The sequence below is a fragment of the Bradyrhizobium sp. 25ACV genome (genome assembly GCF_054863005.1).
In genome coordinates, this window is record NZ_JAVAYO010000003.1 from 338,137 (window position 1) to 353,543 (window position 15,407).

Here is a 15,407-nt window from a genome sequence, read left to right on the forward strand (position 1 = left end):
GCACCGAACCCGGAATCCATTTCTCCACATCACCCGCTGCTGCACGGGTTCGCGCTGCGCGCGCCCCGGAATGACGAAGGTAGCGCGCTCTTGTCTCAGTCGCCCCACTGCGCGAAGGCGTCGTTGAAGGCGCGTTCGCCGGGGGCGCCCTTCTCGATGGCGATGATGGCGCGGCGCTGGTTGGCATAGACCAGCGGCACGTCGAACCACGACCGCTCCTTCAGGAGCTGGACGTTGCGGGAGCGGTCGGCGTCGACATTGGACAGGCCGACCAGGAAGAAGCCGTCGGTGACCTTGACCGCGAGGCCGGCGAGCGGTGTGCCGCGCGCCTGCTCGTTCGACTTCATCAGGATGCCCGGCACGTTGGAGACGCTGCCGCCCGGGAAATCCGGCGGCAGGATGAAGGTCAGTTCCGCCGTGTGGCTCGCCGGCAGCGAGGAATCGGTGTTGCGGCGGAACGACATCGTCATCTTGAACTTGCGGTCGGGGATCTCGATGTCGGCGCGCACGGCGACGTCGGCCTTCTGGGCGCCCGAGGCCTTGATCGGCTCGAGCCGCCACACCACCGAGCCGACATATTGCTTGCCCTTCGGATCGGACGGATCCTCGTCATAGAGCACGACCTTCTGCGCCACCGGCGCGACCGGCTGGTCGCTGGCCGAGGGCTGGCCGACGCGATCCGGAATCTTGGGCTTGCTCTGCGGCTGGGACGGATCCTTCGGCGCCTCCACCACCTGGGTCGGCGAGGACTTCATCAGGTTGGTCGCGATCTGGACCAGCTGCTTGCCCCAGAGGATGCCGGCGCCGACCAGGATCAGCACGATGCCGACGGCGATCGCACTCTTGAACGGGAAGGCGGAGCGCGTCCGGGCGCGCTTCTTGGCGTCGCGCTCGGGCGCGATGCGCGGACGCGGCGACGGCGGCTGCGGCGCGTAACGCTCGGCCTCCTCGACCGACTCGTCATAGGAATAGGGCGCGTCCTGCTCGCCGGCGCGGTTTTCCAGGCTCGGCTCGAGCCGGTCGAATTCCGGCGAGGGCGAGGGCACGTTGGCGTAGGTGCGGCGCGCGGCGCGGCTGGCCTGCGCGGCAGCGCCGCCGAGATCGTTGGCGTCGGCCGTGATGTCGCGGAAGCCGCGCACGCCCGGTGCCGGCGGCAGCGGCGGCGGAGGTCCGACATCGGGTGGACGACGCGCACCGGCGCGATCGCGTCCGGCCGCCGGCTCCGGCATCGGTGGCGGGGCGGACGGTCCCGGTTGGCGCGGGGCGTCGAAACGGGGCGCGCGCGGCGGACGCGGGGCCTCGCCTTGGTCATCGACGTTGAAGGAGGGACGGTCGGCGCGCGGCGGCGGCGGGGCCGGACGGGTCCGCGGCGGGGCCGGCGCGGCCGCAGCCGGGCTGCCTTCGGCGGCTCGGGTGCTGGCGCGGCGGAAGGCATCGCCGCTGCTGCCGCTGCGAGCGCCGCCACCGGGGCGCGAGGCCTCGCGGGCGCGCTGGGCAGCCTCCGATTCGACCTTGCGGACGGCCTCCTCCAGCGACAACCTTTCGCGGGTGATCTCGGATTCGGACAGCGGCGGCTGCACGCTGCGCAACTGCGCGATCAACGCCGTGCGCGCCCGCTCATAGAGCGCGCGACGGCTTTCGCCGGGAGCGTTCGGGTCCAAGGCGGCAATAGCGCGGGCGATCAGCGGATAGTAATCAGCCATTTCAACTCAACTATACGCGCGTCCCCGGTAAGATATCGTTAAGCCTCAAACGGATTTTGCACCAGGATAGTATCTTCGCGTTCGGGGCTGGTGGAAAGCAGCGCAACCGGGCACCCTACCAATTCCTCGATCCGCCGGACATATTTGATGGCCTGGGCCGGCAGGTCGGCCCAGGACCGCGCATTGGCGGTCGGCTCCTTCCAGCCCTCGATGGTCTCGTAGATCGGCTCGACCCGGGCCTGGGCGCCCTCGCCGGCGGGGAAGTGGTCGATCTCCTTGCCGTCGAGCCTGTAGCCGGTGCAGACCTCGATCGTGTCGAAGCCGTCGAGGATGTCGAGCTTGGTCAGCGCCAGGCCGTTGATGCCGCAGGTCCGGACCGCCTGGCGGACCAGCACGGCGTCGAACCAGCCACAGCGGCGCGGACGGCCGGTGTTGGTGCCGAACTCGCGGCCGCGCTCGCCGATCCGGCGGCCGGTCTCGTTGTCCTGCTCGGTCGGGAACGGGCCCTGGCCGACGCGGGTCGTATAAGCCTTGCACAGGCCGAGCACATAGCCGACCGCACCCGGTCCGAGGCCGGCGCCGGTCGCGGCCTGCGCCGCCACCGTGTTGGACGAGGTGACGTAGGGATAGGTGCCGTGGTCGACGTCGAGCAGCGCGCCTTGCGCGCCTTCGAACAGCATGCGCTTGCCTTCACGCCGCTTGATGTCGAGCAGCCGCCACACCGTCTCGGCATAGGGCAGCAGCTCCGGCGCCAGCGCGCTCAACTCCTTCAAGATCACCTTGCCGTCGAATTCGGGCAGGCCGAGGCCGCGGCGAAGTGCGTTGTGGTGGGCAAGCAGCCGGTCGATCTTGTGCGGGAGCGTGTCGAGATCGGCAAGGTCCATCAGGCGGATCGCGCGGCGGCCGACCTTGTCCTCATAGGCAGGCCCGATGCCGCGGCGGGTGGTGCCGATCGCGGTCGCCGCGCTGGCGGATTCGCGGTGCGCATCGAGCTCGCGGTGCAGCGGCAGGATCAGCGTGACGTTCTCGGCGATACGCAGGTTCTCCGGCGAGACCGCGACGCCCTGCGCCCGCAGCTTGGAGACCTCGTCGAGGAAGGCGGCGGGATCGAACACCACGCCGTTGCCGATCACCGACAGCTTCTGCTCGCGCAACACGCCGGAGGGCAGCAGCGCGAGCTTGTAGGTCTTGCCGTTGATCACCAGCGTGTGGCCGGCGTTATGACCGCCCTGGAAGCGGACGACGATGTCCGCCTGCTCTGACAACCAGTCGACGATCTTGCCCTTTCCTTCGTCGCCCCACTGGGCGCCGACGACGACAACATTGGCCATTCGCGGGTAATCCTTCGAAGATTTCTCTGTAGGTGGCACGATCCGAACGGAAAATTGGTACCCATTTTTCCGGAATCATGCCTGCGCCCAGCCCAATTCCCGGCCAGAGGCCGTTCGCACCGAGGCAGCCCAACCGGATAAAGGAAGCAGCCTCTCTAGGCAAGCAAGAACGGGGCATTTTCAGGGCTTCGGGGCCACTCCAAGCCTTTGATATCCCCGGAAAATCCAGAAACCTTCGCGGCGGCGCGCGAGGCTTCGACCAAAGCGTGAGAGGCTCAATCCGCCGCTGCATGGTCGCGATGCGTCCGCCCCCCGTTGATGCAGCCCCGATTTCCGTGTCTTTGGACAGCGCCGGGCGATCAGCCGGCCCGGATCCCGCCGGGCTGGAAGCCTCGGCGCACGCGGGGCACGCCAATCCCAATGTCCGCCACTGGCCAGACCACGAGCGCGGAGACATCCGGCCACAGCTGGATCGCCAACCAGCCTTATCTGCTGCTCAGCATCACCGCGCTGTGCTGGGCCGGCAACGCCATTGTCGGCCGGCTCGCCGCCGGCCACATCCCGCCGGTCACGCTGTCGTTCCTGCGCTGGTTCTTTGCCTTCCTGCTGGTGCTGCCGTTCGCCTGGAAACATCTTGCCCAGGACTGGCCCGCGATCCGCGGCAGGCTCGGCCTGATGATCACGCTCTCGGTCACCGGCATCGGCGCCTTCAACACGCTGCAATATTGGGCGCTGGAGCATACCCAGGCCCTCAATACGCTACTGCTGCAGTCGGCCGCGCCGCTGGTCGTGGCATTGTGGTCGCTGGCCATCCTCGGCATCCGCCTCACCGCGGCGCAGGCGTTCGGCGTGCTACTGTCGATGTGCGGCGTGCTGACCATTCTGCTGCACGGCGATTTCACCACGCTGTCGAACATCGAGTTCAACAAGGGCGACCTCATCTTCATCGTCGCGCTCGTCATCTTCGCGTTGTATTCGGTGCTGACGCTGAAACGGCCGCCGATGCACGGCCTGTCGTTCCTCGCCTTCACCTTCGGGGCCGGCGCGGCCTGCCTCATTCCGCTGGAGATCTGGGAATTGTCCGCGCGCTCGATCATGAAGCTCGATGGGCCGAACCTCTTGACGCTGTTCTACGTCGCGGTGTTTCCCTCGACGCTGGCCTATCTCTGCTTCAATCGCGGCGTGCGCCTGATCGGCGCCAACCGCGCCGCGCCGTTCTTCCACGTCGTGCCGGTGTTCGGCTCCATCATGGCGATGGCGTTCCTGGGCGAACACCCGCAGGCATTCCACTTGATCGGCTTCGCGCTGGTGCTGTCGGGCGTGTTCGTGGCGTCACGGAAGCAGGCGAGCTAGGTTCGGGACCCATCAAGTTGCCTGGGGCGCGTGCCGCGGCGTGGCTCATGGCTTTCAACTACTCCGATGCGTGGGATCAGCCCCACTCAGGCGTTTGCGGACGGGTTCATCCAGACCATCTCCCAAACGTAGCCATCTGGATCTTCAACGTGCCTGTTGTACATGAAGCCAAGGCCCTGAGCCGGGTTGGGATCGGCACGACCGCCCGCCGCCACCGCGCGAGCGACCGTTGCATCCACGGCATCGCGGTCGCTGGTCGTAAGAGCGAACATGGCGTGGCTGTCGCGACGCGCGTCGCCGATCTGACGTTTGGTGAATTCGCGATAGTGGTCGTGGGTCAGCAGCATCACGCCGATCGCGTCCGAGAACGTGAGCGAGGCCGAATTTGCGCCGGAGAATTGAGGATTAACCGCGGCGCCCAGCGCCACGTAGAACGCTGTCGATGCGGCGAGGTCGCGTACAGGCAGGTTGACCAGAATCATCTTGGACATTGCTTTTCCTTCAAAATGGCTCGAAGCCGGGCTATCGCCTGACACTGGCGAAACAGAAAACTCTCAACGCTCTGCTCAAGAGCTGCTTTCGGCGCTGGGACGAGCCGAAGCCGTATTCAAATGTAACGCGCAGCGCCCATGGAGAGCGCGGCGATGCCGAGCAGGCCCGCCGCCACGCGTTGGGCAACGGCGATCCGCGAACGCAAGTCCTCCGGATTGCCGGCGCCACGACGCAAGGCCATGAGCGCACGGGGACCAATTGCCGCCTGAACACCAGCCGCGATCAGTGCGCAGACCGCACCGACCGCGAGCACCTGCTCGGTCGTACCGAATCTGCCGGAATGAACGAGATGCCCGAGATAGCCGCCGGTCAGAATGGCAATCGTGGCCGCGCCGAGCTGTGGAAAGACCAGTTGCTCACCGCCGAGTCCGCCGGTGCGGGCCAGCGCGAAGCTTGATCCCGCCCAGAACACGGATGACAACACATGAAGCGACAGGGCGATCACGAGGGCAGTCTGCATGGCAAGCTCCGAACCGGATTCTAAATTAGATATACAATATGTATAGTCAATACGTCAACAGAATGGCAACGCCATGCCGAAGCGCAATTATGTGAGCCCTGCGCGGGCATCTGCGGCGGCGGATACGCGCGAGCGCATCGTCGCGGCCGGCGCGCGCGTGCTGCGCAAGGAGGCTGGCATTGCGAACTTCTCCCTCGACATCGTCGCTAAGGCGGCCGGCGTCACGCGTCTCACGGTCTACAACCAGTTCGGATCACGGCGCGGATTGCTGGAGGCCGTGTTCGACAACATCGCGCAGCAGGGCGGGCTGTTCGAACTGGCCGAGGTGATGGCGATGGCGGATCCCGGCGCCGCGCTCGATCGCTTCGTCGAAATCTTCTGCACGTTCTGGGGGCACGATCCCGCCATCGGCGGGCTCAACCAAGCCATCGCGACCGATCCCGAATTCGGCGAGGCGCTGATCCAGCGGAACGAGCGACGGCGCGAAATGCTGACCGCTCTGTTGTCCCGAATCGTCGGCAAGCACCGCGCCGTCGGGGACGCGGTCGACCTGATCTTCGTGCTGACGAGCTATCCGACCTTTGCAGCGTTGAGCTCGCGCCGGCCGACCGAGGAGGTTTGCCGGCTGTTGCAGACTGCGTGTCGCGCCGCCGTGGACGGGTTGAAGTAGCTCGGCGGCGTATGGGCTACGTCGTCTTGAATTTGCTGTACGCTTCGTTGGTAGCAATGATGACGTGCTCGGCGCAGCCGTTAACGCGATGCGGATCGGCCTCGCGCTCATAGGCTTCCGACGTCATCATGTCGAGGAAGGCTGCGACGGTCGGATAATAGACCAGCGCCACAAAATCCCAGTCGTTGCCGACGTGCGGTCCGAGCGCGATGGCCTTCGCCTCGCCGGTCCAGAGCAGCGTGCCGCCGCGCGCCTTGATCATCGGCACGGTGACGGCGCTGTAGCGCAAATAGGCGTCCCAGCCGGATCCGTCGCCGTCGCGCGAGCGCGCGTGGAAACGCATCAGGTTCAGCATCACCACCGGCGCCTCCGGATCGAGCCGCTCCAGGCCCTCGATGTTCAACATATTAACCGCCAAAGGCGCCTCCTCAGGGTTTGCCTGCATTGTAGCATTGCGGCCGCGTGACTTGTGCCAGGACGCCGATCCGGCGCAAGTTCGTATCCAACGCCAATGACGACCGCTTCGCCCGCGCCACCAGCCTCCAGTCCGGCCAGCTGGCTCAACAACCAGCCTTATCTGCTGCTCAGCCTGAGCTCGCTGTTCTGGGCCGGCAACATCGTGCTCGCACGCCATGTCGGCGCACATGTGCCGCCGCTGACGGTGACCACGATCCGCTGGTTCGGCGTTTTCCTGATCCTGTTGCCGTTCGCCTGGCCGCATCTGAAGCGGGACTGGCCCGCCCTGCGCAACAGCCTGCCGCTGATGCTGTTCCTGTCGCTGGTGGGCTTCGCCTTCAACAACGCGATCTCGTACTGGGCGATGCAGTACACGGAGGCGCTGAACGCGCTGCTGATCCAGTCGGCCGGACCGCTGTTCGTGGCGCTGTGGTCGCTGGTGCTGTTCGGCGTGCGGCTGACGGGTGCCCAGTTCGCCGGCATCGCGATCTCGCTTCTCGGCGTGTTGATCATCATTTTGCGGGGCGATCTCGCCGCGCTCGCGAGCATCAGCTTCAACAGGGGCGACATCATGTTCGCCTCCTCGCTGGTGGCGTTCGGGATCTACTCGGCCTTCATCCCCCGCCGGCCCAAGATCCACCAGCTCTCCTTCCTGTCCTTCACCACCTGCTGCGGCGCGACGATGCTGCTGCCGACCGCGATCTGGGAGGCAGCAAGCGGCCGCGTGCTGCAATTCGACGGGACGACGCTGGCAACGCTGGGCTACATCCTGATCTTTCCCTCGACGCTGGCCTATCTCTTCTTCAACCGCGGCGTGGCGCTGATCGGCCCGAATCGCGCCGCGCCGTTCTTCCATCTGGTGCCGGTGTTCGGCTCGGCGATGGCGATCGTGCTGCTCGGCGAAAAGCTGCAGCCGTTTCACCTGATCGGCTACGCGCTGGTGCTCGCCGGCGTCGTGATCGCCTCACGCCAGGGCTCGGCGCTGAAGTAATTCCGCGCGGCGGACGGCGCGTGCTCGTGTCCCGGACAAGACGCAGCGCGCAAGCGGTGCGTCGCAGAGCCGGGACCCGGTTTGTCGGAGCATGGGCCCCGGCTCTGCAGCGCACCGCTGAAGAAGCGCTGCGCCGCGTCCGGGACAAGCACATCCCGTCTTCCGATTTCAACGAAGAGACGCTAGGTTCCCCGCCAACGAAAAAGAGGGAACGTCTCAAGATGCTTTCAGGGCTGATTCGAAACCTGTGGACCGCCGGCGCGGCCGCATTGTGCCTCGCCGCCGCATCCACTGCACAGGCCGATACCTGGCCGAGCCGCAACATCACGCTGGTGCTGCCGTTCGCGGCTGGCAGCGGCACCGACACGACGACACGGCTGATCTCGCAGCATCTGTCGCAGGCGCTCGGCGTCGGCATCATCATCGAGAACAAGGCGGGCGCCAACGGCATGCTCGCCGCAAGCTATGTCGCGAAGGCCGCCCCCGACGGCTACACGCTGCTGGTGACGACCAACACCACGCATTCCGCCAATCCCTATCTACTCAAAAACCTCACTTACGATCCGGTCAAGGACTTCACGCCGATCGCGCGCACCGGCGACCTGCCCTTCATGCTGGTCGTCAATCCGGAAGTGCCGGCCAAGACCGTCGCCGAGCTGGTCGCCTACGGCAAGGCCAATCCGGGCAAGCTGAGCTACGCCTCGGGATCGTCCTCCGCGATCGTGTCGGGTGCGACCTTTGCGCACAATGCCGGGCTCGACCTGCTGCACGTGCCCTACAAGAGCTCGCCGCCGGCGCTCAACGACGTCATGGGCGGCCGCGTCTCGATGATGTTCGTCGACATCCTGACCGGCCTGCCCCACGTCAACGGCAACGCTCTGCGCGCGCTCGCGGTCACCACCAAGGACCGCTCGCCGCTGGTGCCGAACCTGCCCTCGATGCAGGAGGCCGGCGTGCCGGACTTCGACATCTCGTCCTGGCAGGGCTATTTCGGCCCCGCCGGCATGCCGAAGGAGATCGTGACCCGGCTCAACGCCGAGATCCGGAAGATCGTCGAGAAGCCGGAGATCAAGGCCCAGCTCGCCACGCTCGGCATGGACGCGTTCTCGGGCACGCCGGAGCAGCTCGGCACGTTCGTGAACGAACAGCTCGTGCTGTGGGAGAAGCTGATCACCAACGCGAAGATCGAGAAGCAGTAAGCTCCGTCATTCCGGGCTCGCGCGCTAGCGCGAACCCGGAATCTCGAGATTCTCAGGTGCGCAATTGCGCACCGTAGTTCGATGCTTCGCATCGCCCCGGAATGACGGCGCAAGGCCCAGGCTCTCGTAGGGTGGGCAAAGCGAAGCGTGCCCACCGTTAGGTCGTCGCAAAAAAGAAAGGTGGGCACGGCGCTTGCGCGCCTTTGCCCACCCTACGAATTTCGAGCGTTTGGCCTTACGCCGCGCGCACCTTGGCGAGGAATCCGTCGACGGCGCTGCGCAGCGCGCCGGACTGGTTGTCCAGCTCGCGGGCGTTGGAGAGCACGTCGGTGGCGGCGGTGCCGGTCGCTTCCGCAGCGGAGGTGACGCTGCCGATATGGGCGTTGATCTCGCTGGAGCCCGCCGCGACGGACTGGATGTTGCGGGCGATCTCGCGGGTCGCCTCGCCCTGCTGCTCGATCGAGGCGGAAATGCCAGCGGTGATCTCGCTCATCTCGGCGATGGTCTGGGTGATGCCGGAGATGGCCGTGACCGCGTCGCTGGTCGAGGTCTGCATCGCCGCGACCTGCGCGGAGATTTCCTCGGTCGCCTTGGCGGTCTGGTTGGCCAGCGCCTTGACCTCGGAGGCGACGACGGCGAAACCGCGGCCGGATTCACCGGCACGTGCCGCCTCGATGGTGGCGTTGAGCGCGAGCAAATTGGTCTGCGCGGCGATCGAGTGGATCAGCTTGACGACTTCGCCGATCTTCTCGGCGCCGGTCGAGAGCACCTGAACCGTAGCGTTGGTACGCTCGGCATCGCTGACGGCGCGGCTGGCGACTTCGGTCGAGCGGGTGACCTGGCGGGAGATTTCCGCAACCGAGCTCGACAGCTCTTCGGCCGCCGCCGCGACCGTGCCGACATTGCCGGAGGCTTTTTGCGAGGCAGCGCCGACCGTCGCCGCGCGCGAAGAGGCGTCGCTGGCGGTCGCGGTCATCGACTGTGCCGTCGTCTGCATGCCGGCCGCGGCCGAGGAGACCGAGCGGACGATGCCGTTGACGCTGCGTTCGAAGTCGCTGGCGATGCCCTCCATCGCGCTGCGACGTTCCGCCGCGACGCGCTCCTTGGCATCGGCTTCGGTCTTTTCGAGGTCGCGGATGCGGACCGCGTTGTCCTTGAAGATCTGGACGGTGGCGGCCATCGCGCCGACCTCGTCGCCGCGGCCGACGCCGGGAATATCGCCCTCGAGCTTGCCGTCGGCGAGATCCTTCATGCGGGCGCCGAGCAGCGCCAGCGGACGGCTGATGCCGCGGCCGATCAGCCAGGCGACGCTGCCGGCGACAATGAAAATGCCGAGCATGGCAAAGCCGAGCAGCCAATAGACCGGGCCCATCTTGGCGTCGATGTCGTCGAGATAAGCGCCGGTGCCGAGATACATGTCGAAGCCGGGCACCGCCACCGCGTAGCCGACCTTGCGGATCGGCGTCGGCTGACCGGGCTTCATATATTCATAATGCAGCAGGATCGAACCGTTGGCCTTGACGCCGTCCATCAGCTCGACGGACAGCTTGCGGCCGTTGGTCACGACGTCCATGCGGTTGGTGCCGATCTGCTTGGGGTCGGGCGCAAGCTGGGTGATGCCTTCATACGACGTACCGAACAGATAGCCCGCGCCGTTGTCGTAGGTCATCGAATTGCCGTAGCGGCGAAGCTCGGCCATGGCCGCGTCCTTCGTAAGCTCGCCGGCGTCGACGCGCTTCTTCAGAGCGCCCGCATAGTTGCGTGCCAGCTCGACGATCGCCTTGGCCTGATCGATGCGCGCATTCACCATCTCGCGCTTCATCAGATAGCCGGCGAGGACACCGGAGATGCACAGGCCGAACAAGGTCACGCCGACAAGGATGCCGAGCTTCGGGGCGATCTTCAGATTGCTCAATTTCACGATTAGCTCCGGCAATAATGGGATACGGGCGCGCGACAGATCGATCGAAATCGAAATAACTTTTAGGGAGAGAGCCTTAGCAAGTTACTTACGTGCCTCCGTAGAAGCCCGGACGCAGCCGCAAAAAACGGCAATTTATCCCCGCACCGGCAACCGACGATTGTACGCAGCCGCTCCGATTTCGCGTAAAAGACGCAAAGGCCCGCCCGCGGAGGCGGGTCACAACAAGAACCGACAAACCAAATCGGGAGCGAGAAAATGCCGAAATACAGGGTGGTGACGCCGAAGGGCGCGAGCTTCACGGTCGCGGGCAGCGACTATTCCTTTGAGCGCGAGGCGCTCGATCCCATCGACGCCGAGATCATCGAGGCTCCCGCCGACGAGGCCGGGTTCATCGCCGCCGCAAAGACCGCGGACGCCATCTATGCCAAGGGCATCCCGATCACCAAGACCATCATCGACAGCTTGCAGACCTGCAAGGTCATCACGCTCGGCTCGGTCGGCGTCGACAGCGTCGACGTCAAGGCCGCCACCGCGCGCGGCATTCCCGTCACCAACATTCCGGACACCTTCATCGAAGAGGTCGCCGATCACGCCATGATGCTGCTGCTCGCCGGCTTCCGCCGCCTGGTCGAGCAGGACCGCATGGTGCGTGACGGCCGCTGGGCCGAGGGCCGGCCGGCGCTGCTCAAGGTCCCGAGGCTGATGGGCCAGACGCTCGGCTTCGTCTCGTTCGGCCGCGTGGCGCGTGCGGTTGCGAAACGCGCGGCGCCGTTCGGCCTGCGCATGATGGCCTACGATCCCTTCATCCAGGAAACGCTGATGTACGATCACGGCGTGATCCCGGCGACGCTGAACGAGGTGCTGTCGCAATCCGACTTCGTCTCGATGCATGCCCCGGCAAGGCCCGAGGTGCATCACATGCTGACCGAGAAGCACTTTCGGCAGATGAAGAAGGGCTCGATCTTCATCAACACCGGGCGCGGCGCAACCGTGGACGAGGAGAGCCTGATCAAGGCGCTGCAGGAAGGCTGGATCGCGCACGCCGCCCTCGACGTGCTGGAGAAGGAACCGCCCTCGCACAACAATCCGCTGCTCGGCATGGAGAACGTGACCCTGACCGCACACGTCGCGTCGGCCTCGGCACGGTTTGACGAAGCGCGCAAGCGCCGGGTGGGCTACGAATTGTCACTGGTGCTTCAGGGCATGTGGCCGGTAAGCTGCGTCAATCCGTCGGTGCTGCAAGACACCACGCTCCGTCGCTGGCAACCCGTCAGCATGGATCGCGGGCCGAACAGCTGAGCGGCAGGCGCCGAGGCGCCGATATCCGAAACGACCCTTCACCGGCGATCAACGCCGGGAAGGGAGACATCATAGGGAGGAACTGATGAGGAACGACATCACCCGTCGTGATGCCTTGGCGCTGGGCCTGTCCGCTGCAACGTTCGCCGCCACCGGTGCTGCAGCGCAAACATCCAATATCAAGGCTGCCGACGTGGCGGCGCCCAAGCGCGAGATCGAGAAGGGCGCGTCCCTGCGCATGCTGCGCCCGGTGCGCTTCGTCCAGGCCGACGAGGATGTGTTCCGTGCCAATGCAGCAAAGTTCACCAAGGAGACCGGCGTCGAGGTCAAAGTCGACTTCGTCGGCTGGGAGGACATCAACCAGCAGACCGCGGTGACCTCGAACTCCGGCGCGGGCCCCGACATCATCATCGGCTTCTCCGACGCTCCCCACATCTACGTCGACAAGCTGATCGAGCTGACCGACGTCGCCGACTATGTCGGCAAGCGCTATGGCGGCTGGCTGCCGCTTGCGCAGCGCTACGGCAAGAAGAACAAGAGCGACACCTGGATCGGCCTGCCGTTCGGTGCAACCGCGGGGCCCCTGATCTACCGCAAGTCGATCCTGCAATCGGTCGGCTTCGACAAGGTGCCGGAAGACCATGCCGGAATCCTCGACCTGTGCCAGAAGCTGCACAAGGCCGGCAAACCGGCCGGCTTCGCGCTCGGCAACGCCAAGGGGGACGGCAACGGCTTCGCCAATTGGGCGCTGTGGTCGCACAATGCTTCCCTGCTCGACGAGGAAGGCAACGTCGTCATCAACAGCAAGGAGACCATCGCGGCGCTGAACTGGGTCAAGCAGGTCTACCCGACCTTCATCGCCGGCACGCCGTCGTGGAACGACGTCAGCAACAACCGCGCCTATTCCTCGCAGGAGATCTCCCTGACCGCCAACGGCGTCTCGCTGTACTTCTCGCTCAAGAACGACCCGGCGACCAAGGCGATCGCCGAGGACAGCGAGCATCAGCTGCTGCCCAAGGGCCTGGCCAAGGTCTCTCCGATGGCGGGCCTGACCCTCAATGCCATGGTGTTCAAGCACAGCCAGTACCCCAACGCCGCAAAGGCCTTCCTGCAATACATGCTGGAAAAGGACCAGTACGAGCCCTGGCTCAACGCCAACTCCGGCTACTGGTCGCAGCCGCTGGCCGCCTATGCCGAGGCCGCGGTGTGGTCGCAGGATCCCAAGGTGAAGCTATTCAAGGACACGATGAACAGCACTTATTATGACGGCTACAAGGGCCCGATCTCGACGGCGACCGGAGCCGTCAGCGCCGACTACGTGCTGATTCAGATGTGCGCGTCCGTTGCAACCGGTGCGGCCACGCCGGAGGCCGCCGCCGCGGAAGCCGAGCAGCGCTGCAAGCGGTACTTCCGGCGACAGCGGTAACGCGCGACGATCGAACCGTCGTCATTGCGAGGAGCACTTGCGACGAAGCAATCCAGACTGCAGCCGCGGTGACAGACTGGATTGCTTCGCTTCGCTCGCAATGACGGTGTAGTGACGTTCAACGATAGGACAACACACTGATGTCCGTGACGACACTCTCCTCTCCCGTACTTGCCCAGCGGCAACCGAACTGGCTGGTGCGGCTGTTCGACTACAAGCCGTTCCTGATCGTGATGTGCCTGGCGCCAGCGATCGGGCTGCTCTCGGTGTTCCTGACCTATCCGCTCGGCCTCGGCATCTGGCTCGCCTTCACCGACACCACGATCGGCCGGCGCGGCGTCTTCGTCGGCCTGGAGAATTTCCAGTATCTGCTCACCGATCCCCTGTGGTGGAACGCCGTGTTCTACAGCGTGGTCTATACGGGCATCGCGACCTTCGGGAAGTTCGCGCTCGGCTTCTGGCTCGCGCTGCTGCTCAACAACCATTTTCCGTTCAAGAGCATCCTGCGTGCGATCATCCTGCTGCCCTGGATCGTTCCGACGGTGCTCTCGGCGCTGGCGTTCTGGTGGATCTACGATCCGCAGTTCTCGATCATCTCCTATTTGCTGGTCGACGTGCTGCACTGGCGGTCGGGCAATGTCGACTTCCTCGGCTCGCCCTGGCCGGCGCGCTTCTCGCTGATCGCTGCCAACATCTGGCGCGGCATTCCCTTCGTTGCGATCTCGCTTCTCGCGGGCCTGCAGACCATCTCGCCCTCGCTCTACGAGGCCGCGATGCTCGACGGCGCCAGCGCCTGGCAGCGCTTCCGCTACATCACCTTCCCGATGATGATGCCGATCCTCGCGATCGTCATGACGTTCTCGATCATCTTCACCTTCACCGACTTCCAGCTGGTCTACGCCATCACCCGCGGCGGGCCGGTCAACTCGACCCATCTGCTGGCGACGCTGGCGTTTCAGCGCGGCATCGCTGGCGGCGAGCTCGGCGAAGGTGCGGCGATCGCGGTGTCGATGATCCCGTTCCTGATCTTCGCGACGCTGTTCTCCTATTTCGGCCTGGCGCGCCGCAAATGGCAGCAGGGAGAGGCCAATGACTGACACCATCGCGCAAACCGCCACCGTGGCCGACGCGAAAGCGCCACCCGACACCATGGCCTGGGATTCCGGGCTGCGGCGGCTGATGATGATCTACCTGCCGCTCGGCTGCTTCGTGCTGATCCTGCTGTTCCCGTTCTACTGGATGGCGATCACCTCGTTCAAGCCGAACGCGGAGCTGATGAATTACAAGGATCACAACCCGTTCTGGATCTCCTCGCCGACGCTCGCCCACATCAAGCATCTGCTGTTCGACACTGCCTATCCGCGCTGGCTCAAGACGACGATGCTGGTGGCAATCGGCTCGACCACGCTGTCGTTGATCGCGAGCACGTTAGCCGCCTATGCGATCGAGCGCCTGCGCTTCCGCGGCAGTCCTTACGTGGGCCTCGGCATTTATCTGGCCTATCTCGTGCCGCCGTCGATCCTGTTCATTCCGCTCGCCACCGTCGTGGTGCAGTTCGGCCTGTTCGACTCACCGCTGGCGCTGATCCTGGTCTATCCGACTTTCCTGGTGCCGTTCTGCACCTGGCTCCTGATCGGCTACTTCAAGTCGATCCCCTACGAGCTCGAGGAATGCGCGCTGGTCGACGGCGCCACCAGGCTGCAGATCCTGCGACGGATCACGCTGCCGCTCGCGGTGCCCGGGCTGATCTCGGCCGGCATCTTCTCCTTCACGCTGTCCTGGAACGAGTTCATCTACGCGCTGGCCTTCATCCAGAGCGGCGCCAACAAGACCGTGCCGGTCGCGATCCTGACCGAGCTCGTCACTGGCGACGTCTACCAATGGGGCGCGCTGATGGCGGGCTCGCTGCTGGGATCGCTGCCGGTCGCGATCTTCTACTCGCTGTTCGTGGACTACTACGTGTCCTCGCTGACCGGCGCGGTAAAGGAGTAGATCGCGGCTGCGGCGTTTGGCCCGGTTTCACAAAACTGCAACACGCGATCC

Annotated in this window: 14 protein-coding genes; 8 read left to right on the forward strand and 6 right to left on the reverse strand. The window is 65.3% G+C overall.

Annotation, left to right across the window (positions count from 1 at the left end):
* Window positions 1-95: 95 nt before the first annotated feature.
* Together RAD04_RS08725 and RAD04_RS08730 are read right to left on the reverse strand one after the other, a co-directional pair.
* Window positions 96-1,703, reverse strand: a complete 1,608-nt coding sequence (locus tag RAD04_RS08725; RefSeq protein ID WP_461623443.1) for a hypothetical protein — start codon at window positions 1,701-1,703, stop codon at window positions 96-98.
* 38 nt (window positions 1,704-1,741) lie between these two features.
* Window positions 1,742-3,034, reverse strand: a complete 1,293-nt coding sequence (locus RAD04_RS08730) for an adenylosuccinate synthase (RefSeq protein ID WP_461623444.1) — start codon at window positions 3,032-3,034, stop codon at window positions 1,742-1,744.
* A gap of 420 nt (window positions 3,035-3,454) precedes the next feature.
* Between RAD04_RS08730 and RAD04_RS08735 the strand changes: the two genes are divergently transcribed.
* Window positions 3,455-4,387 (forward strand): DMT family transporter, encoded by a 933-nt coding sequence (locus RAD04_RS08735; protein ID WP_461623445.1) that lies wholly within the window; start codon window positions 3,455-3,457, stop codon window positions 4,385-4,387.
* Window positions 4,388-4,473: 86 nt separating this feature from the next.
* Here the strand turns inward: RAD04_RS08735 and RAD04_RS08740 are convergent, their stop codons facing one another.
* Window positions 4,474-4,878, reverse strand: a complete 405-nt coding sequence (locus RAD04_RS08740; protein WP_461623446.1) for a VOC family protein — start codon at window positions 4,876-4,878, stop codon at window positions 4,474-4,476.
* A gap of 116 nt (window positions 4,879-4,994) precedes the next feature.
* Window positions 4,995-5,399, reverse strand: a complete 405-nt coding sequence (locus RAD04_RS08745) for a hypothetical protein (protein ID WP_461623447.1) — start codon at window positions 5,397-5,399, stop codon at window positions 4,995-4,997.
* Window positions 5,400-5,472: 73 nt separating this feature from the next.
* Between RAD04_RS08745 and RAD04_RS08750 the strand changes: the two genes are divergently transcribed.
* Window positions 5,473-6,069, forward strand: coding sequence for a TetR/AcrR family transcriptional regulator (locus RAD04_RS08750; RefSeq protein WP_461623448.1), 597 nt, complete (start codon window positions 5,473-5,475; stop codon window positions 6,067-6,069).
* 16 nt (window positions 6,070-6,085) lie between these two features.
* Here the strand turns inward: RAD04_RS08750 and RAD04_RS08755 are convergent, their stop codons facing one another.
* Window positions 6,086-6,475, reverse strand: a complete 390-nt coding sequence (locus RAD04_RS08755) for a DUF1330 domain-containing protein (RefSeq protein ID WP_461623449.1) — start codon at window positions 6,473-6,475, stop codon at window positions 6,086-6,088.
* A 105-nt stretch (window positions 6,476-6,580) separates the two neighbouring features.
* On the opposite strand from RAD04_RS08755, the gene RAD04_RS08760 reads away from it, so the two are divergent.
* Together RAD04_RS08760 and RAD04_RS08765 are read left to right on the forward strand one after the other, a co-directional pair.
* Window positions 6,581-7,516 carry a DMT family transporter gene (locus RAD04_RS08760; RefSeq protein WP_461623450.1) on the forward strand — a complete coding sequence of 312 codons (936 nt, stop codon included), beginning with the start codon at window positions 6,581-6,583 and terminating at the stop codon, window positions 7,514-7,516.
* Between the two features lie 221 nt (window positions 7,517-7,737).
* A complete protein-coding gene (locus RAD04_RS08765; protein ID WP_461616955.1) occupies window positions 7,738-8,715 on the forward strand; it encodes a Bug family tripartite tricarboxylate transporter substrate binding protein in 978 nt (325 codons plus the stop codon).
* Window positions 8,716-8,950: 235 nt separating this feature from the next.
* On the opposite strand, the gene RAD04_RS08770 is transcribed toward RAD04_RS08765, so the two are convergent.
* The gene (locus RAD04_RS08770; protein ID WP_461623451.1) at window positions 8,951-10,636 is read right to left on the reverse strand and encodes a methyl-accepting chemotaxis protein; all 1,686 of its coding nucleotides are present in this window, start codon (window positions 10,634-10,636) and stop codon (window positions 8,951-8,953) included.
* A gap of 258 nt (window positions 10,637-10,894) precedes the next feature.
* Here RAD04_RS08770 and RAD04_RS08775 point away from each other — a divergent pair, with 258 nt between their 5' ends.
* The 4 genes from RAD04_RS08775 to RAD04_RS08790 all read left to right on the forward strand — a co-directional run bounded on the left by RAD04_RS08775 (window position 10,895) and on the right by RAD04_RS08790 (window position 15,356).
* Window positions 10,895-11,938 (forward strand): C-terminal binding protein, encoded by a 1,044-nt coding sequence (locus tag RAD04_RS08775; RefSeq protein WP_018317859.1) that lies wholly within the window; start codon window positions 10,895-10,897, stop codon window positions 11,936-11,938.
* Between the two features lie 85 nt (window positions 11,939-12,023).
* On the forward strand, window positions 12,024-13,364 hold the full coding sequence (locus tag RAD04_RS08780) for an ABC transporter substrate-binding protein (RefSeq protein WP_461623452.1): 1,341 nt from the start codon (window positions 12,024-12,026) through the stop codon (window positions 13,362-13,364).
* 140 nt (window positions 13,365-13,504) lie between these two features.
* Complete coding sequence (locus RAD04_RS08785) at window positions 13,505-14,461, forward strand: carbohydrate ABC transporter permease (RefSeq protein ID WP_018317857.1); 957 nt, start codon at window positions 13,505-13,507, stop codon at window positions 14,459-14,461.
* A complete protein-coding gene (locus RAD04_RS08790) occupies window positions 14,454-15,356 on the forward strand; it encodes a carbohydrate ABC transporter permease (protein ID WP_461623453.1) in 903 nt (300 codons plus the stop codon). The genes RAD04_RS08785 and RAD04_RS08790 overlap by 8 nt, the downstream gene beginning before the upstream one ends.
* Window positions 15,357-15,407 lie beyond the last annotated feature (51 nt).